Origin of the sequence: Bradyrhizobium centrosematis (assembly GCF_045571495.1) — a bacterium.
Classification (GTDB): Bacteria; Pseudomonadota; Alphaproteobacteria; order Rhizobiales; family Xanthobacteraceae; genus Bradyrhizobium; species Bradyrhizobium centrosematis.
In genome coordinates this window covers 832,543-854,024 of record NZ_CP120703.1, presented here as the reverse complement: position 1 = coordinate 854,024, position 21,482 = coordinate 832,543, and the positions used below count along the sequence as shown (strand labels likewise).

Here is a 21,482-nt window from a genome sequence, read left to right as displayed (position 1 = left end):
TCGGGCGCAAGGACGAAGCTCGGCTTGCATGAAGGCAGGCAATCATTAAATTAGGGCCTGAAATCAAGCCTTTCCACCGACATCGAGATCAGCCCGAAAAGACCGCACAAGCATGAGCTACGTCGAAGCCACCGAGACCTCCCTGCGCAAGACCGGACAGATCAAGCTGCATGGGCCGGCCGCCTTTGCCGGCATGCGCAAGGCGGGCGCGCTGGTGGCCAAGTGCCTCGACGAGCTCACCGACATCGTCGGGCCCGGCGTGCCGACCTCCAGAATCGACGAATTCGTCCGCGACTTCGCCTTCAGCCACGGTGCCTATCCGGCGACGCTGATGTATCGCGGCTACCGCTACTCGACCTGCACCTCGCTCAATCACGTGGTCTGCCACGGCATGCCCGGCGACCGTCCGCTGAAGGAAGGCGACATCGTCAACATCGACGTCACCTTCATCGTCGACGGCTGGTACGGCGATTCCAGCCGGATGTATGCGGTCGGCCCGATCGCCCGCAAAGCCGAGCGGCTGATCGAGGTGACCTATGAAGCGATGATGCGCGGCATCGCCGCGGTGAAGCCCGGCGCCACCACCGGCGACATCGGCCACGCCATCCAGAGCTTCGTGGAGCCGCAGGGCATGAGCGTGGTGCGCGATTTCTGCGGCCACGGCCTGGGCCGCATGTTCCACGACGAGCCGAACATCATTCATATCGGCCGGCCCGGCGAAGGCGTGCAGCTCAAGCCCGGCATGTTCTTCACCATCGAGCCGATGATCAATCTCGGCAAGCCGCATGTGAAGATCCTCTCCGACGGCTGGACCGCCGTCACCCGCGACCGCTCGCTGTCGGCGCAATTCGAGCACTCCGTCGGCGTCACGGCGACGGGCGTGGAGATCTTCACGCTGTCGGAGCGGCACGGCGAGAAGCAGATCGGGTCGTAATATCCCTGTCATTCCGGGGCGCTGCGTAACAGCGAACTATGGTGCGCCCTTGCGCAGCTGAGAATCTCGAGATTCCGGGCTCGCTCGCTGACGCGAGCGCCCCGGGATGAGAACCAAACGGCTATCGCCGGCGGCGGAATGACGACGGCGGCCGCTTGTAGGTCGCGGCAAAGGCATCGTTGAACCTGCGAATACTGCCGAAGCCGGCCGCAAACGCAATCTCCGCCAATGTCATCTCGGTCTGGTCGATCAGGCGCTTGGCTTCCTGCACGCGGCGGGTCGCCGCGATTTCGCTCGGGCTTGCGCCGGCATGCCGCATGAACAGGCGGAGCAGGTGACGCGGTCCGACCCCCAAAGCTTCCGCAAGCTTCGTCATGGTCGCGCGATCGAGAAAGCCGTCATTGATCAGGCGCATGCCGCGCGCGACGGTGGTTGCCGTCCCCATCCAGGCCGGCGAGCCCGGCGCGGTTTCCGGCCGGCAGCGCAGGCACGGGCGAAAGCCGGCCCGCTCGGCGGCCGCCGCGGTCGCATAGAAGGTGACGTTCTCGGAGCGGGCGGGACGCACCGGACACACCGGCCGGCAATAGATGCGCGTCGAGCGCACGCCGGAGAAGAACAGGCCGTCGAAAGCGCGCGCACGCGCAAGGCGCGCCCGATCGCAGGTTGCCCAGTCGAGATGCGGTGGCAGCGTCTGCCGAAGTGCCGGGCCTGTCGTCATGGCGAAATCATAGTTTCAAGGCGCCCCGCCGAGTAGCTGAAATCGGACTCGACCGGGCGATGAGGTCCGAATTCAGCCAGCCTGCAGCGCCGCTCCGGATCATGGTCTCGATAGATTCCGGAGCAGATCGCATGAGCACACAGGCGCAACAGATGACATCAGGGCAAACCCGTCTGGCGTTCGAGATCGGGCTCCTGCTGCTTCTCGCCCTGATCTGGGGCAGCTCATTCACGCTCATCAAGGTCGCGCTTCCGACGATCCCGCCCTTCACCATGGTCGCGGCGCGGGTGACGATCGCGGCCGCTCTCCTGATCCTGATCGCGCTCGCGCAAGGACACGTCCTGCCGCGCCGGGGACCGGTGTGGGCGGCATTCCTCGTGCAGGGGCTGCTGCAAAGCGCGCTGCCATTCACCCTGATCAGCTGGGGCGAAACGCATATCGCAAGCGGTCTCGCCGGCGTGCTCAATGCGACCCCGCCAATGTTCGTGCTGGCGGTCGCGATGTCGACCGGACGCGGGCGAGAGGCAATCAGCGGCCGCAGGATCATCGGTGTTGCGCTGGGTCTGGCGGGCGTCGCCCTGACCATGCGGGTTGACGCGCGCTCCGGGATCGGCACTGACGCGCCGCTGGCGCAGGCCGCCGTCCTGGGCGCCAGCCTCTGCTACGCGCTCGCACCGATCTGGGGGCAGCGGTTCGCAGGCCTTCCCGCGGTCGTCACGGCCGCCGGCGCGATGAGCTGCGCCGCGGCCCTGATGCTGCCCATCGCCGCGATCCTCGATCGGCCCTGGACACTGGCGCCGACGATACAGGCGATCACGGCGGTGCTCGGCCTTGCGATCGTCTGCACCGCGTTCGCCATGGTGATCTATTTCCGCCTGATCCATACGCTTGGCCCGCTCGGCACGACGAGCGGCAGCTACCTGCGCGCCGGCTTCGCCGTGGCGCTTGGGACCACACTCCTTGGCGAAAGCTTCACCTGGTCGATGCTGGCCGGCATGACGCTCATCGTCCTCGGGGTCATTGCGGTGACCGCTCCCATACGGAAGCCGTGAGGGACTACAATTGTCGGTTGAGAAATTCTCCCAGCAGGCGAACCAACGAGATCACCTTGGCGTATTTAGAATCGGTCGAAATTAGAATCGCTCGAAGAGCGAGACCGGCCCGAGCACGACACGCAAGGCGTCTTGTTGCCTAACTGCCTAGTTTTCCTGGTTGTTAGCGCGGCGGCCCGAGCGCCGCCCGGATTCACCTCGGCATTTGTTAGATCGATTCCGAACTGAGACCTATTGTCACATGTGCGTGCTTCACTGTAGCCGGGCCCCAGGCTTTTCTTTGATGGGGACAGCAGTGAAGCGCTTCATGGGACCAATCTGCGCGGCAGCCGCGATGCTGTGCGCTTGCCAGGCACATGCCGGAGAATCACCGTTCGGCTGGATCTACACCGCCGATCTGCATCCTCAAGGGACCGGCGAATACGAGCACAAGTCCTTTCTGCAATCCGGCCAATCGCAGGGGCAATACCACTATTTGCAGAACAAGGAAGAGATCGAGTGGGGCGTCACGGACCGGCTGCAGCTGTCCGGCTATTTCAACTGGAGTTATGCCAACGCCTTTCGAAACGGCTTTGACGGCGCCACCGGAGGTCCGGGGGTCAGCCAATTCCTCGATGCCTCGTTCGATCCCTATTCGCGTTACGAGAAGACGCGTTTCGACTCGGTCGCGCTCGAGGCGATCTACCAGGTTCTCAATCCCGTCACCGATCCGATCGGTCTTGCGCTCTACATCGAGCCCGAGATCGGGCCGAAGGAAAAGGAACTCGAATGGCGGGTCATCCTCCAGAAGAACTTCCTGGACGATCGTCTCATTGCAGCGATCAACATCATGGGCAAGCACGAGCGCGAGGTCTATGCCGACGGCTCGATCGAGCGAGCTTCGCCGATCGATGTGACATTCGGCATGTCGTATCTGGTGATGCCGAACTGGATGATCGGCTTCGAGACGCGCATCCACAACGAATTCACCGGATACTGGTTTAACAACCCCGAGCATTCCGCATTCTTCGCCGGACCTGTCATCCACTACGGCCAAAAGGAATTCTGGTGGACGCTGGCCTGGCGCCATCAGCTGCCGATGGTCATCACCTACAACGAGGACCAGGCGGCGGTGGTGAAGCACGGACGCATCTATGGCGACGAGCACGCACGGGACGAGGTGATGTTCCGGCTCGGCGTGCCGTTCGCCGTGAAGTGAGCTCCGGGGTTTCGAGGCACACCCATGAAGTGGACACCATTCCTCACCGCGCCGGCAGCGATCGTTCTGATCGCACCGGCGAGCGCCAACGTGTACATGAGTGAGCAGCAGGCGATGCAGGCGATCTTTCCCGGCGCGTCGTTTTCGCCCGCCGGCAAGGCCGGCGTGTTCCGCGCGTCCTCCGGCGGCTTCGTCGTGATCGACCGCGTGCTCGGCAAGCACGAATACATCAAATACGCCGTCGGGGTCACCGCCAGCGGGACCGTCAAGAGTATCGAGATCCTCGAATACAACGAATCTTATGGCTACGAGGTTCGCGAGGCTTCGTGGCGATCGCAATTCGTCGGCAAGAACGCAAGCTCGCCGCTGCAGCTCAATGTCGACATCAAGAACATCAGCGGCGCGACTTTATCGTGCAAGCACATCACCGATGGCGTGCGGCGCGTGGTCGGGCAGTTGCAGAGCTTGAAGGGACAATAGCGATGAGACGGGCACGACCGCTGCTGGGCACAATCGTCGAGATCGATGTCGACGGCCTCGCGCAAGCCGCTGCCGAACCGGCCATTGCCGCCGCTTTCGAGGCGATATCATTGGTTCAGCGCCTGATGAGCTTCCACGACGCAGATAGCGACGTCGGGCGCATCAACCGCTCAGCGCTCGGCGCCTCCGTGACCGTCCACCCCTGGACCGCACGCGTTCTGCGCCACGCCCAGGCATTTCATGCCGCAACCGATGGTCTGTTCGACTGCACGGTCGGCTACGAACTCATACGGCGTGGACTGTTGCCTGCCGACGGTCTCGACCACGTCTCGCAAAGCGGCTTCGGCGCGGTGCGTCTGTCCGTCGATCAATCCGTGTGCCTGACCGCGCCGGTGGCAGTCGATCTCGGCGGGATAGCCAAGGGCTACGCAGTGGATCGCGCCATTGCAACGCTTCGCGCGGCAGGCATCCGACGTGCGAGCGTCAATGCCGGGGGCGATCTGCGCGTCATGGGCGAGACCGACCAGCCGATCTATGTGCACATTCCGAGCGGCGGCCTGGTACCAGTCGGATCCTTGCGTAACGGCGCCATCGCGACCTCCTCCTCGTTCGCTACCGTCGATCGAATGAGAGCGCCGCAATCGCCCGGCTCTCCACCGGACAAACGAGCCTATTCGGTCGTGGCCCCAAGCTGCGTCATCGCGGACGCACTGACAAAGGTTCTCGTCCAGACCGGCAACCCGCGGCATCCCTGCTTCGACCGTTTTGGCGCGACGGCGTTGATCAGCGGCGATAACCTCCAATCGGTGGCGGCCTAGTCCATGCGCCTCGGTGTCGTTCAAAAGAGCGTCGTCTGGACCACAATCGTCGTTGTCGCGCTGACCGGCCTTGCCTGGTTCATTCTGCACGATCTCGTCGAGACCGAGCGTGGTGAAGCGCAACGGCTGCTGCTGACGCTCCACGGCATCTCGGCCTACGCCACGCTGATCGTGATGGGCTCGCTGCTGCCGCTGCACGTTCGTTCAGGCTGGCATCGGCGGCGCAAGCGATGGACGGGCGGCACCACGCTTGCCGCGCTCGTGCTGCTCGCCATGACAGGCCTTGTTCTCTACTATGGCGGCGAGGAGACGCGGGAGACAGCCCGGTGGATCCATATCGGGATTGGGATTGCCTGCACGGCGCTGTTTCCCGTCCATGCGATGCTTGCGAGAGCGGTCAGGCGTAGCACCGACAGGGCCGCGTCGCCTCAGGAGGGGGCGGCCGAGAGCCGACCTCGACTTGCACCCGCATCAATCGGCCGACGTTAAGCAAGGACTCCCACGCGAAAGCCCCACTTGCCGACTACAATTGTCGGTTGAAAAATTCCCTGGACAAGGCGATGCTGGCGGCCGATGCCCGCCAAGCCGGACCACGACAAGAGCAAGCCTGACGAGACGCCGCACTATCACGGCCATCGCGAGCGGCTGCGCGAGCGCTTCTACAGTGCCGGCGCCGACGCGCTGAGCGATTACGAGCTGCTCGAGATGGCGCTGTTTCCGGCATTGCCACGACGCGACACCAAGCCGCTGGCGAAGGCCCTGATCAAGATCTTCGGCTCATTCGCCGAGGTCGTGCATGCGCCGGTGGCGCGCCTGCGCGAGGTGGACGGCATCGGCGAATCGGCGATCAACCAGCTCAAGCTGATTGCCGCCGCCGCGAGCCGCGTGACCAAGGGCGAGGTCAACGGCCGCAACGCGCTGTCGTCCTGGAACGAGGTGATCGACTATTGCCGCTCCAGCATGGCGTTTGCCGACAAGGAGCAGTTCCGCCTGCTCTTCCTGGACAAGCGCAACCAGCTGATCGCCGACGAGGTGCAGCAGACCGGCACGGTCGACCACACCCCGGTCTATCCGCGCGAGGTGATCAAGCGCGCGTTGGAATTATCGGCGACCGCGCTGATCCTGGTGCACAACCACCCCACTACCCTCTATTCGATCACGCTGGATCACGCTTGATCCCTCTAAAACACCTATAAAAATAGTGCTTTTCTCACGTTGCGCACTGGGGGCGGCTATGGCAAATTGGGAGCGGTTAGAGGGATAGCGAACGGCCTTCCGCTCCCAGCAAACGATCCCCGTTTTTCCCCGACCGATCCCAGTTGCGGAACAGAAGAAATGCCATGCCAAGCCTGACTGATACCGCGATCCGACACGCGCTGAAGCGCGTCGAACTCAGCCGGAAACAAGAAAACCTCGCAGATGGTGAAGGCCGCGGCACCGGCCGACTTCTCCTCGTCCTCAAGCCGATGCCGAAGCGTGTGACCGCAGACTGGATGGCGCAGCAATGGCGCGACGGCAAACGCGCTAAAAAGAAGCTTGGCGCTTATCCGTCGACGTCCTTGGCTCAGGCGCGCGATATCTTCAAGCGCGACTACGCCGATGTGATCCAGAAAGGCCGCAGCATCAAGATCGCAACGGATACTCGTCCCGGCACCGTCGCTGATCTGTTTGAGGGCTATGTTGCGTCGCTCAAGGCCGCCGGCAAACCGTCCTGGAAGGAGACAGAGAAGGGCCTCAACAAGATCGCTGGAACGCTCGGGCGCAACCGACTGGCTCGTGAGATCGAGTCTGAAGAGATCGTCGAACTTATCCGGCCGATCTACGAGCGTGGCGCCCGCTCGATGGCCGATCACGTGCGATGTTACATCCACGCGGCCTATAGTTGGGGGATGAAATCCGACAACGATTATCGGAATACATCCCCGCGCCGCTTCCGTATCCCATTCAATCCGGCCTCGGAAATTCCGACCGAACCTAAGGTCCAGGGCACGCGCTGGCTCAATGAAGAAGAGTTCGTGCAACTCTATCGCTGGCTGGAATGCCCCGATACGCCGGTTCATCCCTCCTATCCTCGCGCCGTGCAGCTCATCATGCTGACTGGTCAACGCGTCGAGGAAATCGCGCGCCTGCATGTCGATCAATGGGATGCGCCGGAGAATATTATCGATTGGTCCAAGACCAAAAACCTTCAGCCGCACGCTGTTCCAGTGCCATCGATCGCCGCCGAATTGGTTGAGTCGATCAAGCCAAATAAGTACGGCTGGTTCTTTCCCTCAGCGAAGGACCCATCCAAGCCCGTGAGCCACGGTACGCTCTATAGCTTCGTTTGGCGTCAGCGGGACCGCGGCGTGATCCCCTACGCAACAAATCGGGACCTCCGGCGAACCTTCAAGACCCTGGCCGGCAAGGCCGGCGTGTCCAAAGAAATTCGAGATCGTCTGCAAAATCATGCGCTCCAGGACGTCAGCTCCAAGAACTATGATCGCTGGCATTACATGCCCGAGAAGCGCGCGGGAATGGCAAAGTGGGACAAATTCGTGCGCGCTATGCTGGCGAAGAAGCGCTTGAAGGTGGCCGCGTGAGCAAGCGACCTTCCAAATCCCTCTCGGCCCGAAAAGGGGCCAAGCCAACGACCGAAATTGACGCCCAAAGCTATTCGGCGTTCGTCAGCGACCTTAAACGGAAGATCGCGGAGGCGCGGCATCGTGCCGCTCTCTCGGTGAACCGTGAGCTGATCCAGCTTTATTGGAATATTGGACGCGATATCCTCGCGCGGCAGGACCGGGAGGGATGGGGCACCAAGGTCATCGATCGTCTAGCCGACGACCTTGACCGAGCCTTCCCTGAGATGACCGGGCTCTCGGCCCGAAACCTGAAGTATATGCGTGCCTTCGCGGAGGCGTGGCCGGATGGCGGATTTGTGCAACAGGTTGTTGCACTTTTGCCTTGGGGCCATAACGTCCGCCTGCTGGATGCAGTCAAGGCGCCCGAGGAGCGCGCTTGGTACGCCCGCCAAGCGATTGAACACGGATGGAGCCGCAACGTCCTCATCCATCAGATCGATAGCAACCTGTTCGCGCGCCAGGGCAGCGCGCTCACAAATTTCTCCCGGACCCTGCCAGCCGAGCAATCGGAGCTCGCCCAGCAGATCCTGAAAGACCCCTACACTTTCGACTTTCTGTCGCTCGGCCCCGAGATGCTCGAGCGCGATCTCGAACGTGGGCTGATCGAGCACCTCCGGTCGCTCATCCTCGAACTCGGTAAGGGCTTCGCCTTCGTCGGCAGCCAGTATCATCTCGAGGTCGCCGGCCAGGACTACTATCTTGACCTGCTCTTTTATCACCTTCGGTTGCGCTGTTTCGTGGTGATCGAACTGAAGATCGAAGACTTCAAGCCCGAATTCGCAGGGAAGATGAACTTTTACCTCTCGGCTGTCGACGACCAACTCCGGCACAAGGACGATCGGCCAACGATCGGCATCATCCTCTGTAAGGGCCGCAACAAGGTGATTGTCGAATATGCTCTACGCGACGCGATCAAACCGATAGGTGTAGCGCAATATCAGCTCTCCCCCACACTGCCGCCCCAGCTTCAGAAGGACCTGCCGACTGCCGAGGAGTTCGCTCGAGAATTTCCGCTCATGTCTGTGGTCAAGATGCGCATGGAGATCGAGAGGGCTCTGCGCGACCTCATGGCCAACCACGGCCTTGCTCCAACTCGACCGACCGGCCTCAGCAACATGCTGGGCGAACTGCATCGTCGCGGCCTCGCCCCCGCTGGTACCGCGCAGCTTCTGGACTCCCTGCGGGTCATGAACGAAGCCGCACATGGTATGGACGTCGACCCGGCGACCGCGCAGCGAGCCGTCGATGCCGGCACGGTTTTTCTGGCGGAACTTCGAAACATGGGTGGAAACGGCTCCCTTGACGGCGAATCATCATGATCCATGACCTGTTCCTTCGCCGTTACCCTCAGCAGATCTATTGGGGCGATCGGCCGACCGCTGAGATTCACCAACTCTTCGTTCAGGTTGCACACATCATCTTCGGCGACCTTGTTGAGCCTTTGCAGCTCAACGATGACTTCTTCAAACGCGCGCACGACGCGCTCGCACGCGAAACAGGACGCGGGCGTCTCTACGACGCGCCGTCCTGGGACGCCGCTTGCGGGGAATTCCTGACCGAGGTGTATGACCTATGGAAGGATCGTCATGGGACCGCAGACACCTTTCTAAAAATGCGTCTCAGCTTAGTCGAGCTGCTCTTCCGTTTGGCGGAGGAGCGCGCTCGCGAACTCAGCCGAGCTGCCCCAGATGCAATCTCTCAGGCCGCACGCGCCGTGGATGAGCTAAACAGTCGCTTCCGACAGGCCCGGATGGGGATGCACTATCACAACGGGATCCTGCAGTTTGCGCGAGACGAGCTGACTGAGACGCGCATCGCGGAGCCCTGCTGGGCGTTACTGCGGGACGCGAAATGGGCAAACGTCGATCGCGAGCTGAAGGAAGCGATCGAGCACGCTGATGGGCGGCGCCAGGATGCAGCCTTTTATGCGGCAAAGGCGCTCGAAAGCACTATCAAGATCATATCCGACGACAAGGGCTGGTCGACGGGCCGCGAGCGTGGCGCCGCCAACTACATCGACAATCTTGTCAGCCAGCAGAACGGACGGGTCATCGCCCCTTGGGAGGGGGATCTGTTGAAGGCCTACTTCATTCACGTTCGGAATCCGCATGGCCATGGCGCGGGGAGCCAACCACCTCCCGCCTTGACGCCCCACCAAACAGATTGGGCTATTGAGACGGCGATGGCATGGATCAAGAACCTGGTTCGCCGCACCTGATTAAATCGGCTTGCGTAGTTCACAGCTCGCCCCCACCCTCAAGCGCGCGTGGATGACTATGGCATCCATGCCGCGCAAGCCGAGCCGAGCCAACCCGACCGGGGAGCCAACCTGGAAGCGGCAAGAACGGCGGAGCTGGGGGCGTGGGCGGAGTTGGGGCCAATCTGACAAACCGTGACAAGCCGGTCGATGCTCCAGGCAAGCAAGTCTGACACCAATCGGGGCACGTCAAGCCGGACGTTTTGCCACGACGCTAGCTCGCGACTGAATCACGGATCGGTGCTTCCGCATAAAGCGCGCCAGCTGCGTATAGGTCGCGGAGCTTCGAATGGACTGGTCGATCTCACCGTGCCACTGGGGCGCGTTCTCCAACTCAACAACCGAATCGACAAGCTTGTCTTCGACGATTTCGCGGGCCACGCCAACCAGCAAGTGCATGTTTATCGCGGCGGAGTAGATTTCGAGAAAATTCATAAACTCGACCAAGGCGTGACGCTGCTTAGCCGGATCGCCCTGCGCACCGGCAAGCGCGGTCTCCCGCTCGTTCATCGCCTTCATGAACTCTTGCAGGTGCTGCAGCGTGGCGGTCTTGCGACTGCGGTAGGTTTGATGCGCATTAAGTAACAGACCCGCAGCGGCCAGGAACGTGCCGGCCGCTTGCGCGTAAGGAAGCAGGCTTGACCAGGACAATTAGGTCTTCGGAGTGGATGCAGGGGAGGGTGCCGGCTGTGGGCTCTGCGCCGGAGCAGCCGGGCGACCGGCCAAAGCGGTGGCCAGATTAGAAGACGAGGCCCCGCGCTGCTCCAGCGATCCTCGGAGATTTGACGAGCTGACGCCGTTCAGGCTAGGGCTCGATTGCTTGGTGCCGGCGCCGCCGGGGCGGACGGACGTTCCGTATTCCTTGGTCATGCTTGCCTCTTATCGCCACTTTGCCGGGCTTCGGCGTGACGAACAACGAATCATCTGCAACGAGATCCATGATACCGGCTGGCAGCATCGCCTTGCTGCTTGAATTCGAGTTTTCATCGCTTTGCACCGCAGATCTCTGGGTGCCTGCGGGCCAGCATGAGAAATTAACCATTCAATTGAGACCTCCCGCAAGCGATACAGGTACGGGAGAACGCGTGAGACGATGCGTCACGCTCATTTAATACGGGTTCAGGGCTGATAATTTGGCCAGATGTGAGTCACCCTGCTCCGGGACTGTGAGAGAATTGCTGAGAACAACGGTTGACGCACCCGCAGCGCACTTAACCTGGTCGCCGACAATTTAATATGCCGGTTCATCGCGACAACCATCTGTGGCGACAATGAAGCATCTAGAGGAGCTTCTTAGAGACCCACCATGCCAACCAAGCGAAACCGCCTAGCGGTAAGGATATTTCGGCTCGTCGAAGGGGAGGCCGAAGGTTACTTTGCCATTTCGGTCTTCCTGATCATCGCCTTGGCCACGCTCGGTCTGGCGGCGTGGCGGCTTCACCAGTGATTATCGACATCTTTTCGGGAGTTGGGGTATTCTATCTCGGATCGGAGACGGGAGCATGAGAGCAAAACGCGCCAAGGTCCAGTCGCAGTCCCTGGCAAGCCGCATCGCCGGTATTTCCGCGCTCGGCTTCGGCGTGAGCTGGAAGGCGCCCGAACCGGAGCGCGTAGTCGTACGGGACGTAATCACGACCTTGGAAGACAAGCGAGCACTGTACTCCCAGGCTGTTTGGGAAGAACCCAGCCACGTCGTCCAATCCCTCCTTAAGATCCGAGATGAACTAACGAGCGGTCTCAAGCGTGTCGGTGACAATTCCCCGGCCAAGGATGCCTTTCGCATCATGCGGGCGTCCTGCCGGGATTTCCTAACGCTCACCAGCGCTAAGGTTTACGAAAACGACAAAGGAATGATGCGCGGCGACCACATGTGGGAGCAGGAGCAGTTCTTTATTGAGTTAGGGAAACTCCGCGCGGTCTTTGGTCAGCAGCTTGCCCTGCTCGGATACCTGTACGGCGTGGATATTGAAGAGAGCCTTGCAGCTATCCTTCCGCCGGAGGCTTCCTAGCGCTCGCTGTGAAAATTCGTGCCAGGGCATCGCGGGCGAAGATCCTATGACGATTGGGATGGTGATCGGGCTGATCTTGCTCCCCTTTGCTTGGGCGCTTCTGGCTGCTGCCAACAAAGCGCATCGCGCAGAAACAGGGGTGGACGCTCCCACTCGCACTGCTATGCGGAACATTCGCCGTAACGCGCGGCGGAAGGGGATCAGCGAAGAGCAGGTCTATGGGCAATGGCTGCAACGCCAGCAACGCCGGCCCTCCTCATCGGCGCCTCCGTCACTGCCTGGCGAATTCTCCTATTTCGCAGCGCCACCTCGATTGAAGACCGCACCAACAGCAGAAGAGCTGGCGCAAGATGAAGCCGACGCACCGCTGATGGCGCACGCCAAGGCGCGCAATCTACATCTCTATCGTCAATTCAGCGGCACCTATTATTTCGTCAATCTTGGAAGCGGCGGCACGTTGGTTCGCAATCCAGCCGATTCGTTGACCTACGACTTCTCCCGCGAAGAGGTCATTCGCTATCTCGGGCAGATGCCTGAGTAACCACCGCTTGCTTAGACAAGAGCTGACCCGCCTGCCGCTCCCGACATCTCGCAGTCGCTCCTCCTTGATGAAACACACTTAGGCAGGCTTTACGACAAGCTCGCCGGCGCCGGACTATTCTACGGGATGGTGTCGCGCCAGATCTTCTTGTCGTAGATCTTGTTGGCTGGACCGGCGCACGCGCAGGCAGCCCGATCCGCGTTCACGGATGCGTCGCATCCTCTCGATGCCCTTTCCTAAAGAACTGAAGTGCGTTGCCGCGCATGATCCGATCAATCAAGTCACGGGTGTCCTCAAGCGCAATCCAGCCTTCGGCGACCAATTGCGAGAGTGCCTGTGCGATTCCACGGCGCGCTACGAACGCATGGCCATAAATTGGCTCGACAGCGACATAGTCGCCGCCGAAGGTGAAGAGCTTGTTGGACGGAACCGCCATCAAAAACTCCTTCAGAAAGCGAACGCCCGCCACCGGATTGATAATCCATGCCCAACACATGTCGATCGCGGCGTTAGGGTAATGTTTGGCCAGCGCGATAAACTCGTGCTCGTATGGATAGCCGATATGCATTAAGACAAATCGGGTTTCCGGGAAATCCTGCAATAGACGGCAGACATCTGCGGCATTGCTGCGGGTACGATCGAGTTGCATCACGCCGTAGCCAGCCAAAACGCCGGTGTGCAGTTTGACTGGCAGGCCATACTCGCCAGCCTTGCCGATGCAATAGCGGAACAGATAATCTTGCAGCGCCTTGAGGTCGTCGGGACCGAGGGCATGTAATGCGCTAACCCTGTCGGCATGATGGGGAAATAGCCTTGACGCAAGCGCTTTGGTGACCGGTTCAAAATTGAGAGCGCGAGAATAGGCAATTTGCGATTTTACAGCCACCGCTTTGGCGCCGTATGTTGCAAAATAGAAGTCGATGATGTCGAGCCACTCATCGAGCGTCGCCGGGCGTCTACCGGTCTCAGCCTCCACCCACGCAAAATCAGCGGCGCTGCACCGGCACAATTGAAGGATGCTTATGTCGTGATCGAGTAACCCCGGCTGTTCGGTCTCCATAAAGATTCGCTGTAGCGAATTGACATGGCAGCCCTTGATGTTCGCCAGGTCGAAAATGCGCGCATAAAAGCCGGGCTGAACAGTTTCACGGTATTTCTCGGCGATGCGGGGCAGGCTCTCGGCGGTCAGATCGTCTTCACCGTAAACGCCCTGGAACGTATGGCGCAACGCCTGGGCGTAGCCGGTATGGCGGATGCGATCCCAAAAGGGGGCGATCAGCCGATATTTCTCCTGGCTCGTGAGATTCGGCCCGAGAAACTTTCGCAAGTCGGCTGCGGGCAGACCAGCGACCACAAGATCCTCAGCAGCATACGACCTGAAGAGATATGCCCAGTCGTTGCATGGCAACGTTCGTGGATGTATTGCTCCGGCAAGGCGCTGACTTTCCTCAATCAAGTGCCCATGGGTATCCACAAACGGCGTCTCTTCGACCCATTGTGCGATCTGCCGATCGGCGTCCGTCATCGCCTCCCAGCGAACGGCAACTTGACCTCTCATCTTGTAGACTCCCTTTGGTAAAGAAGGCAGTAGTGCGACTGCATGTGGCAATCGCAGTTAACGTTGGATCATACAGATGTGCGCCAACGTTTGCGGATCTCCTTGCGGGGGCGCCCTCACGGCACCGCTGCCAAGATCAGTGGTCGACGACATCACTAGGATGAGCCACACGCTCTTTCAGAGCGTCGGTCATTGGGAAGTCGAGGTTGATGTTCTTCGGCGGGATCGCCGCCATGAACCATTTGTCGTAGATCCTGGTGAACTCACCGGAAGCCATGAGCTTAGAGAGAACGTCGTCAACCATCTTTTTGAAGTCGGGATCATCCTTTGAGAACATCAGACCGTAATAGTAAATCGTGCCGTAGTTCGCCTTTAGGAAAGAGAGGTCAGCAGGCTTCGAATAGTCCGCCCTCATACCGGCCAGGAGAATATCGGCTTCCACCCACGCCGCCGCACGGCCGGTGGTCAGTAGCAGCAAGGATTCCGCGTGGTCTTTGGCTTGCGCGATCGTAAGGTTGAGACCGTCCTTCTGCGAAATGCCCTTGGCAATATCGAGAGCGTCGGAGCCTTGCGTGACGACAACGGTCTTTCCCTTCAAATCGCTCGGTGCATTGAGTCCGCTCGACGTCTTTGCGAGCCAGGCGGTTTGACTGGCGAAGGTTGAAACGCTGAATGAAACCTGTTGCAGACGCTGCTTGTTGCTAGCAGTGCCGCCGCATTCGATATCGATCGTGCCGTTCTGGATGAGCGGGATACGGTTCGACGAGTTGACCGGCGTGAGCTTTACCTGAAGGTCCGGAGTGCCGAGATCAGCTTTCAGACGATCGACGACATGCGCACACAGGTCCAGGGAAAAACCCACGGGCTGTTGGCCTGCACCGAGATAGGAAAACGGGATCGAAGCTTCGCGATAGCCAATGGTGATTGTCTTTTTCGATTTGATGTTGTCGAGCGTTGGGCCGGCCTGGGCCGTGGAGACCAGGAACACGGTAGCTACTGTCGCGGTAAGCAGTGCGAGCATTCTAGGCATAGAAATCCCTCTGGTTCAGGTGAGACGCGCTTTAGGGGAAGGCCGGGCAGACCGCGACCTCAGTGAATGATCTGATTGAGGAAGGCCTTCGCCCGTTCCGTGGTCGGCGCGCGAAAGAAGGTGATCGGATCACCTTCTTCCACGATTGAGCCGCGATCCATAAAGACCACACGATCCGCGACTTCGCGCGCGAAGCCCATTTCGTGCGTGACGCAAACCATCGTCATTCCGTCCTGCGCGAGCTCGACCATGGTGTCGAGGACTTCCTTGACCGTTTCCGGGTCGAGGGCGGAAGTGGGTTCGTCGAACAGCATGATCTTGGGTTGCATACACAAGGCGCGCGCTATAGCGACACGCTGCTGCTGTCCGCCCGACAGTTGCGCGGGATATTTCTCGGCCTGATCGTTGATCCGGACTTTCCTCAGCAGCATCATCGCCCGGTCATGCGCTTCAGACTGAGAAAGACCTCTGACCTTCATGGGCGCCAGCATGCAATTTTCGACCACCGAGAGATGCGGAAACAGGTTGAAGCTCTGAAAGACCATTCCCACTTCGCAGCGGACGCTGTTGATATCGCGAACCCGATCTGTCAGTTCGATTCCATCGACGACTATCCGGCCGGAATCGTGCTTTTCGATATGATTGATGCAGCGGATCAGCGTCGATTTCCCTGAACCTGACGGCCCACAGAGCACAATCTTTTCTCCTTTTGCGACGTTGAGGTTGACGTCGCTCAGGGCACTGAAGCTGCCGAACCGCTTGACGAGGTGCTCTACGATAACCATCGGAAGCAGGTCGGCTGAGCAAACTGCGCGTTCTTGCTGCATGCTGGTCTCCAAGTTGTAGAGCCCAAGGAACGATGGGCTATCAGATAACCGATTGACTATCGGTTTGCCCCTGCGATCGCGTACCTCTTGCGGAGCGACGCGACGAACTGGGACGCAGCGGAACTTATGATGAGATAAACGACGGCCACGGCGAGGTACATCTCGACCAGGCGACCGTTGAGCTGCGCGAGTTTCGAAGCCGCGCCAAGGAGATCGGTGAGCGATAGAACGTAGACGAGGGACGTATCCTGAAACAGAATAATGGTCTGGCTCAGTATGATTGGGCTGGCGACCCGGAACACCTGTGGCAGGACGACGTGGCGATACGCATCGAAGGACGACAGGGCGAGCGCCTGACAAGCCTCGAATTGTCCTTTGTTCACGGCACGCAACCCGACCCGGATGATTTCCGAATAGTAGGCCGCCTCGAACAGACCGAAGGTGATGAACGCTGTATAGGTGGCACCGACCGGAATTGGACGACCATTGCCTGACAGGTGCCCCAGAACGATGGGCACCAGGAAGAAGAACCAGAACAAGACGAGGATGAGCGGAATCGATCGCATTAGAGCAACGTAGCCACGGACGATCTGGCTCAGAATACGGACCTCGAAGTGCTGTACGAGGGCGAAGAGCGTTCCCAGAATCATTCCGATCAGGAAGGCCGCAGCCGTCAAGGAAAGCGAGAACAGCAATCCTGACCATAGATAAGGCCATGCCTGCCCGATAATCGAGAAATCGAGGCTGTTCATTTCGCGACCTCCATGCTGCCAGGCAGGGATCGTTCCAGCTTCACGTCGTCGATATCCGACCCCACGGCCTCCTTAGCCGGAGCGGTCCCGGGAATGCGCACCGCTTTGTCGATGAGCATCATCGTCTGGTAGGCGATCAGAGCCAAAGCGAGATAGATGAGCGTGGCGGCGCCGAATGCCGTGAAGGTTTGGAACGTAGCATCGCTGATTTGGCGGGCTTGAGCGGTCAGTTCCATCAAGCCTATGGTCAGAGCAACGGATGTATTCTTGTAGATGCCCATCACCTCGCTTGTCAGGCTTGGCACGATAATGCGCAGCCCTTGCGGGAGGATGATATGACGATAGGTCAGGTATCCGCTCAAGCCGAGTGCGGCAGCTGCTTCGACTTGTCCCTTGGGTAACGCTTCGATGCCGGCGCGAACCTGTTCTGCGATGCGCGCGGCGGTGTACAGGCTCAGGCACCACAAGGCCGGAAAGAAAGATCCCCAAGGCGGAGGTATCTGCTTTATCCAGTCACCCATGGTGCCAGGAAGGAGCTCGGGAAGGACGAAGTACCAAAGAAACATCTGCACGAGGACGGGAATATTCCGGAAGATCTCGACATAGATTCGAGCTAAGGCCCTGAAGACGGGGTTCTGCACGGTTCGACCTATGCCGACGACGATACCGACCGCAAAGGCAAGCCACCAACCAAAGAAAGCAAGCGCCAAGGTCCAACCAAGGCCCGAGAAAAGCCAATCGATGTAGCGCTGGCCATCCGTGGTCTGTTCAAAAAGAACTCCGAACATCGCGAGCCTCACGATTGCGGGTCAAGGATGAGGTGTCTAAGCGGCCCTGAATGATTTCTTTGACAGGCGACGGCGGATGAGCTGGATCAGGCGATCCACATCCGCGAGGGTGTTGAACATGCCGAACGACACACGGATGCCGTCGCGCTCGGGGGAAACACGCACGCCATTCTCTTCGAAGTAGCTGAGCCACTCTGCCGCAGGCAGATCAACGACATAGATGTGGGGCGAACGATGTTGCCGCTGACGCGGCCCCACGAGAGTGACGTTGAGCTCGTCCAGTTGGGCGATGAGATTATCGCCCAGATCGAAGCAATGATTCTGAATGTTCTTCACGCCGATCTGCTCAATCATATCGAGCGAGGCTCCGAGCGCGTGAATTGCGGGGAGATTGAAGTTACCTAGCTCAAAACGTCGTGCGGTGGGAGACGGCGCCAAGCGGTCGGCACGAGCGATGAGATCGTCGGGAATCTCCGCCAAACTGGCAGCGGCAAGGTAGGCCGGTTCCAGTTCCTTTCGTGTCTTGGCCCAATAGAGCAATCCGAGCCCCTGAGGGACGAGCAATCCCTTGTGACTCCCGGAGCCAACGAAGGTTGCCTGGATCGCTTTCGCGTCGATCGGAACGACACCGATTGCCTGCATGACGTCGACGACGAAGTAGAGCTTCTTCTCCGCGCAAAGAGCGCCGATGCTCTCAATGTCGAAGCGATGCCCGGCGTGAAACGTGACGTGCGACAGCGAGATCGCACGGGTTGTCTCGTCGACGTGGGGGCGGAATGTGTCGGCGTTGACGACGTCCGTCATCGGAAGGAAGTCGATTTGGACGCCCTTCTTCTTCAAATTGAGGAAGGCGTAAGCATTGTTGGGATGATCCCCGTGGATCATCAAAACCTTGTCGCCGGCTCGCAGAGGCAACGCGTTCGCCGCGATGTTCATGCTCTCCGATGTGTTCTTGGTGAACGCAATTTCGTCGGCCGACACCCCAAGGAAACGGGCAACCTTGGCTCGCGTTTGCTCGACCCGATCAAGCCACACGCTTTTGGGTCCGGCCGTCTGCAACCCCTCACGAAGGAAAGTTTCGATCGCCGCCATGACGGGACGCGCGAGAGGCGCCTGAAAGCCGGAGTCGAGATAGACCATCCTTTCGGCTGCCGGGAACTCTTTGCGCACAGCATCCACGTCGTAGTGACGAGACATTCCCATCTCCTTCTCAGGCAGTCGGCCGCGCCAGCCACCTAACCCCGCGTGCAATGCACAAAATTCGTTCAGAGCGCGATGACGCCAACGATATGAGCAAATGCCACGCGCCTTCTAGGTATTTTTCGTATTTCAGTAGTAATTGCTCCGAAAATTGATAATTTATTTCGAAGGGAGATTCATATGGCGAAGACGGAAAAGACGGCTGGACCTCTCGACCGGGCATTCGCGATCATTGGCTACGTCGCCAATCAAACGAAGGCCGCCTCCGTGGCGGAAATTGCTAACGCGCTTTCGTTGCCGATTCCGACGGCCCATCGGCTTGTCGGAAACTTGGAAGAACGCGGTCTCCTACAGAAGGCGCTTGGATCGAAGCGCTACGTGGTGGGCAATCAGTTGGTCATGCTGTCCGCCAAAGTAATCGGCGCTGCCTTTCGCACGGCGCGGCGGCATGCATTGCTCCGCGCGGTTGCCGGCGAGATCGGCGAACAGTGCGAGATCGGGGTCGTGCGCGACAACGTCGTCGCTTACGTCGACAGTGTACGCGTGTCCCAGCCACAAGCGCTTCAATTCAATCCTGGCGAGGCTGCTCCACTCCACTGCACCTCGACTGGGAAGATTTACATGAGCCGGCTGCCCGAGAGAGCCCGTGAGAGGTTATGCCGCTCCCTTGCTCTGACGCCGTACACTGATAACACCATCGTGGACTGCGACACCCTCCTAAGACTACTCGAAGAGACACGCCGTCAAGGTTGGGCCAAGACCAATGAGGAATATGTGAAGGGCGTTGTCGGCTGCGCAGTTCCGATCGTTTCCCCGGACCGACAGCTGATAGCCTGCCTTGGCGTATCGGTGCCCGCGGCACGAGTCAGCTTTGTAGAGCTTGATCGCTTCATTCCTCCACTTCAAAGAGCCGCCGTCCTGCTGTCGCAAACTATTCTTCAGACGGACAGCGAGGACGAAACACTCGAAGAGAGTTGAGGATTAATATCCTCGCTACCATGCACGGTTTTTCAGATCGCGCTCTCGTAGTCTATTGGCCGGTTGATCGACTCAGACGCGTCTCCGGCAAGAATCCTGATATGTAGTGTACTGTCGTGTCGGTCGATCATTGGCGGCACGCGACATCAAATCCGCCCTTTTGGCGATCGAGCTGGACAATTCTGAAGTTCATGATACGTTCTATTTGGCTTCGGCAGTGTCAGTGACGTCTTTGGCAATCGGCTTCGGTAAAGAAACGGACGCTCCTTCGGCCGGCAGTTCTCCCCGCCGACTGGAATTGTTTAGCCGCGGTTGGATGTCCATATTTCTGTGATCGTGTCGAAGCCTGAGCGCCGAATATTCTTTGGTTTCAATGCCCGACAGCCTCCACAGCCTGATCGTCGCCGTCTTGCATCCGATGAGCCATTCGGCCCTGAGCATGGAGCCACTGCGGATAGCGGGGCTGGTCGTGCCGGGTGGCGACGGCCTTTCCAAGCGGCAACGTATCGATCTGGCGCTGGAAGGTTTGACCGAAAGGCAATTGGCAACTCTGGCGTTGAAATTTGCCATGGAGCGCAACGACCCAGCCCTCGACGAGGCGGCTCGTAAGGTGTTGGAGGCCGGTGACCCACCTTTGACTCACATCACGCGTCGAGACGTCGCGCGGGTTTACGGAGACGATTTCGCCGGCGAACTCGACACGGCGTCTTTGGTCGGAAAATACTTCGCTCTATCTTCGCCGTTCGAAATGTTCGAGCCGCGCGGCCGCACCCTCCGGGATCAAATCGAGAGACACATGGACCGCAATCCCGGCGATTGGTCGGTCGAGCATTTGTTCGGAGAAATCGGAGCGTTCGACTGCTCGCGGGCGCGTTTCGCTGCGATGATCGAGGAGACGGTTCATCCACTGTCGCGATCGGGGGACGAGCAACTACGGATAGTGGATGCGCTCAACAAAGTCCTCACGCGAGACGGCTATCATCTCGTCCCCGATGGGGAGGTATCCGGTCATCCGATTTTCGCGTTTCGGCCCGTAGTCCGGGGCGTGGCCGGGCGGCCCAAGAACTTGATTTTCGCTTCACGGGGTCCGAAGAAACCCGAGATCGGCTTCGTCGACGCCATCAACAACGACATCGTCGTACTGTCCGGTGAAGAAAGCTGCCTGATCTATGATCGTCCGATCGGATCGAACGGGTTGCTTTGGTCAGACCTTGTAGCATGGTGGGAAGAAGTCACCCCCGGCGGAAACGCCGCCGGTTTAGGAGCGCGCCTTCGACAATCGTTGTCGTCTGACGGTGAAAACAACGTATTCGCGACCTATTTCAAGAAGTACAGGCCCAGCCTCGGAGATCATCTGCCGGCGCTGCTGCCTCAGGTCTATCTTCACTACGACCCCGCCATCGTCAAATTGCAACGCCACCGCCTACCTCTACCACGACAACGCATGGACTTTCTGTTGCTGCTCCCGGACCGGCAGCGGATCGTCATCGAGGTCGACGGTAAGCATCATTTCTCAGAAGACGGGAAACCCTCGTTGAAGGTCTACGCCGACACGGTGTCGGCCGACCGGGAACTGCGGCTCGCCGGATATGAGGTGTACCGCTTCGGCGCGAACGAGGTTGTCGGCGACGGCTCCGAGACGAGAATTGCGGATTTCTTCGATAAGCTCTTCCGACTCCATCGAGTCGGCAGCGAGAACTGATGGTCCGAGGTTGAAT

General features: G+C 59.7%; 23 protein-coding genes. 15 read left to right on the top strand and 8 right to left on the bottom strand.

The genetic code is table 11. From position 1 onward, the window contains the following. Positions 1-112: 112 nt before the first annotated feature. Positions 113-934 (top strand): type I methionyl aminopeptidase, encoded by an 822-nt coding sequence (map, locus tag P6U31_RS04035; RefSeq protein WP_407186975.1) that lies wholly within the window; start codon positions 113-115, stop codon positions 932-934. A gap of 121 nt (positions 935-1,055) precedes the next feature. On the opposite strand, the gene P6U31_RS04030 is transcribed toward map, so the two are convergent. After that, positions 1,056-1,652, bottom strand: a complete 597-nt coding sequence (locus tag P6U31_RS04030; protein WP_407186974.1) for an Ada metal-binding domain-containing protein — start codon at positions 1,650-1,652, stop codon at positions 1,056-1,058. Positions 1,653-1,804: 152 nt separating this feature from the next. Here P6U31_RS04030 and P6U31_RS04025 point away from each other — a divergent pair, with 152 nt between their 5' ends. The 9 genes from P6U31_RS04025 to P6U31_RS03985 all read left to right on the top strand — a co-directional run bounded on the left by P6U31_RS04025 (position 1,805) and on the right by P6U31_RS03985 (position 10,042). Beyond that, entirely contained in the window at positions 1,805-2,704 is a 900-nt protein-coding gene (locus P6U31_RS04025; protein WP_407186973.1) for a DMT family transporter, read from the top strand. 307 nt (positions 2,705-3,011) lie between these two features. Then, positions 3,012-3,902, top strand: a complete 891-nt coding sequence (locus P6U31_RS04020) for a DUF6662 family protein (RefSeq protein WP_407186972.1) — start codon at positions 3,012-3,014, stop codon at positions 3,900-3,902. A gap of 24 nt (positions 3,903-3,926) precedes the next feature. Beyond that, positions 3,927-4,382, top strand: coding sequence for an FMN-binding protein (locus P6U31_RS04015; protein ID WP_407186971.1), 456 nt, complete (start codon positions 3,927-3,929; stop codon positions 4,380-4,382). A gap of 2 nt (positions 4,383-4,384) precedes the next feature. Further along, the gene (locus P6U31_RS04010; protein WP_407186970.1) at positions 4,385-5,200 is read left to right on the top strand and encodes an FAD:protein FMN transferase; all 816 of its coding nucleotides are present in this window, start codon (positions 4,385-4,387) and stop codon (positions 5,198-5,200) included. 3 nt (positions 5,201-5,203) lie between these two features. Continuing rightward, positions 5,204-5,689, top strand: a complete 486-nt coding sequence (locus P6U31_RS04005; protein ID WP_407186969.1) for a hypothetical protein — start codon at positions 5,204-5,206, stop codon at positions 5,687-5,689. Between the two features lie 84 nt (positions 5,690-5,773). After that, positions 5,774-6,376: a RadC family protein gene (locus P6U31_RS04000; protein WP_407186968.1), complete on the top strand. Its 603-nt coding sequence runs from the start codon at positions 5,774-5,776 to the stop codon at positions 6,374-6,376. Positions 6,377-6,540: 164 nt separating this feature from the next. Continuing rightward, positions 6,541-7,782: a tyrosine-type recombinase/integrase gene (locus tag P6U31_RS03995; protein WP_407186967.1), complete on the top strand. Its 1,242-nt coding sequence runs from the start codon at positions 6,541-6,543 to the stop codon at positions 7,780-7,782. Next, complete coding sequence (locus P6U31_RS03990) at positions 7,725-9,143, top strand: PDDEXK nuclease domain-containing protein (RefSeq protein WP_407186966.1); 1,419 nt, start codon at positions 7,725-7,727, stop codon at positions 9,141-9,143. Before P6U31_RS03995 ends, P6U31_RS03990 begins: the two co-directional genes overlap by 58 nt. Continuing rightward, a complete protein-coding gene (locus P6U31_RS03985; protein WP_407186965.1) occupies positions 9,140-10,042 on the top strand; it encodes a hypothetical protein in 903 nt (300 codons plus the stop codon). The genes P6U31_RS03990 and P6U31_RS03985 overlap by 4 nt, the downstream gene beginning before the upstream one ends. 228 nt (positions 10,043-10,270) lie before the next feature. Here the strand turns inward: P6U31_RS03985 and P6U31_RS03980 are convergent, their stop codons facing one another. Then, positions 10,271-10,732, bottom strand: a complete 462-nt coding sequence (locus tag P6U31_RS03980) for a hypothetical protein (protein ID WP_407186964.1) — start codon at positions 10,730-10,732, stop codon at positions 10,271-10,273. A gap of 655 nt (positions 10,733-11,387) precedes the next feature. Between P6U31_RS03980 and P6U31_RS03975 the strand changes: the two genes are divergently transcribed. From P6U31_RS03975 to P6U31_RS03965, 3 genes are read left to right on the top strand one after another with little or no spacing between them, the layout of a single operon-like run. Next, entirely contained in the window at positions 11,388-11,528 is a 141-nt protein-coding gene (locus P6U31_RS03975; RefSeq protein ID WP_407186963.1) for a hypothetical protein, read from the top strand. A gap of 55 nt (positions 11,529-11,583) precedes the next feature. Next, positions 11,584-12,090 (top strand): DUF6650 family protein, encoded by a 507-nt coding sequence (locus tag P6U31_RS03970; protein ID WP_407186962.1) that lies wholly within the window; start codon positions 11,584-11,586, stop codon positions 12,088-12,090. 46 nt (positions 12,091-12,136) lie between these two features. After that, positions 12,137-12,631, top strand: coding sequence for a hypothetical protein (locus P6U31_RS03965; protein WP_407186961.1), 495 nt, complete (start codon positions 12,137-12,139; stop codon positions 12,629-12,631). Positions 12,632-12,833: 202 nt separating this feature from the next. Here the strand turns inward: P6U31_RS03965 and P6U31_RS03960 are convergent, their stop codons facing one another. The 6 genes from P6U31_RS03960 to P6U31_RS03935 all read right to left on the bottom strand — a co-directional run bounded on the left by P6U31_RS03960 (position 12,834) and on the right by P6U31_RS03935 (position 18,783). Beyond that, entirely contained in the window at positions 12,834-14,156 is a 1,323-nt protein-coding gene (locus P6U31_RS03960; protein WP_407186960.1) for an amidohydrolase family protein, read from the bottom strand. A gap of 169 nt (positions 14,157-14,325) precedes the next feature. Beyond that, the gene (locus P6U31_RS03955) at positions 14,326-15,219 is read right to left on the bottom strand and encodes an amino acid ABC transporter substrate-binding protein (protein ID WP_407186959.1); all 894 of its coding nucleotides are present in this window, start codon (positions 15,217-15,219) and stop codon (positions 14,326-14,328) included. Between the two features lie 59 nt (positions 15,220-15,278). Beyond that, complete coding sequence (locus tag P6U31_RS03950; protein WP_407186958.1) at positions 15,279-16,046, bottom strand: amino acid ABC transporter ATP-binding protein; 768 nt, start codon at positions 16,044-16,046, stop codon at positions 15,279-15,281. Positions 16,047-16,102: 56 nt separating this feature from the next. Then, complete coding sequence (locus P6U31_RS03945) at positions 16,103-16,798, bottom strand: amino acid ABC transporter permease (RefSeq protein ID WP_407186957.1); 696 nt, start codon at positions 16,796-16,798, stop codon at positions 16,103-16,105. Further along, complete coding sequence (locus P6U31_RS03940; RefSeq protein ID WP_407186956.1) at positions 16,795-17,586, bottom strand: amino acid ABC transporter permease; 792 nt, start codon at positions 17,584-17,586, stop codon at positions 16,795-16,797. The genes P6U31_RS03945 and P6U31_RS03940 overlap by 4 nt, the downstream gene beginning before the upstream one ends. A gap of 36 nt (positions 17,587-17,622) precedes the next feature. Further along, a complete protein-coding gene (locus P6U31_RS03935; protein WP_407186955.1) occupies positions 17,623-18,783 on the bottom strand; it encodes an aminotransferase class V-fold PLP-dependent enzyme in 1,161 nt (386 codons plus the stop codon). A 183-nt stretch (positions 18,784-18,966) separates the two neighbouring features. Here P6U31_RS03935 and P6U31_RS03930 point away from each other — a divergent pair, with 183 nt between their 5' ends. Continuing rightward, complete coding sequence (locus P6U31_RS03930; protein WP_407186954.1) at positions 18,967-19,764, top strand: IclR family transcriptional regulator; 798 nt, start codon at positions 18,967-18,969, stop codon at positions 19,762-19,764. Between the two features lie 373 nt (positions 19,765-20,137). After that, positions 20,138-21,466 carry a hypothetical protein gene (locus P6U31_RS03925; protein WP_407186953.1) on the top strand — a complete coding sequence of 443 codons (1,329 nt, stop codon included), beginning with the start codon at positions 20,138-20,140 and terminating at the stop codon, positions 21,464-21,466. The last annotated feature ends 16 nt before the right edge of the window (positions 21,467-21,482 follow it).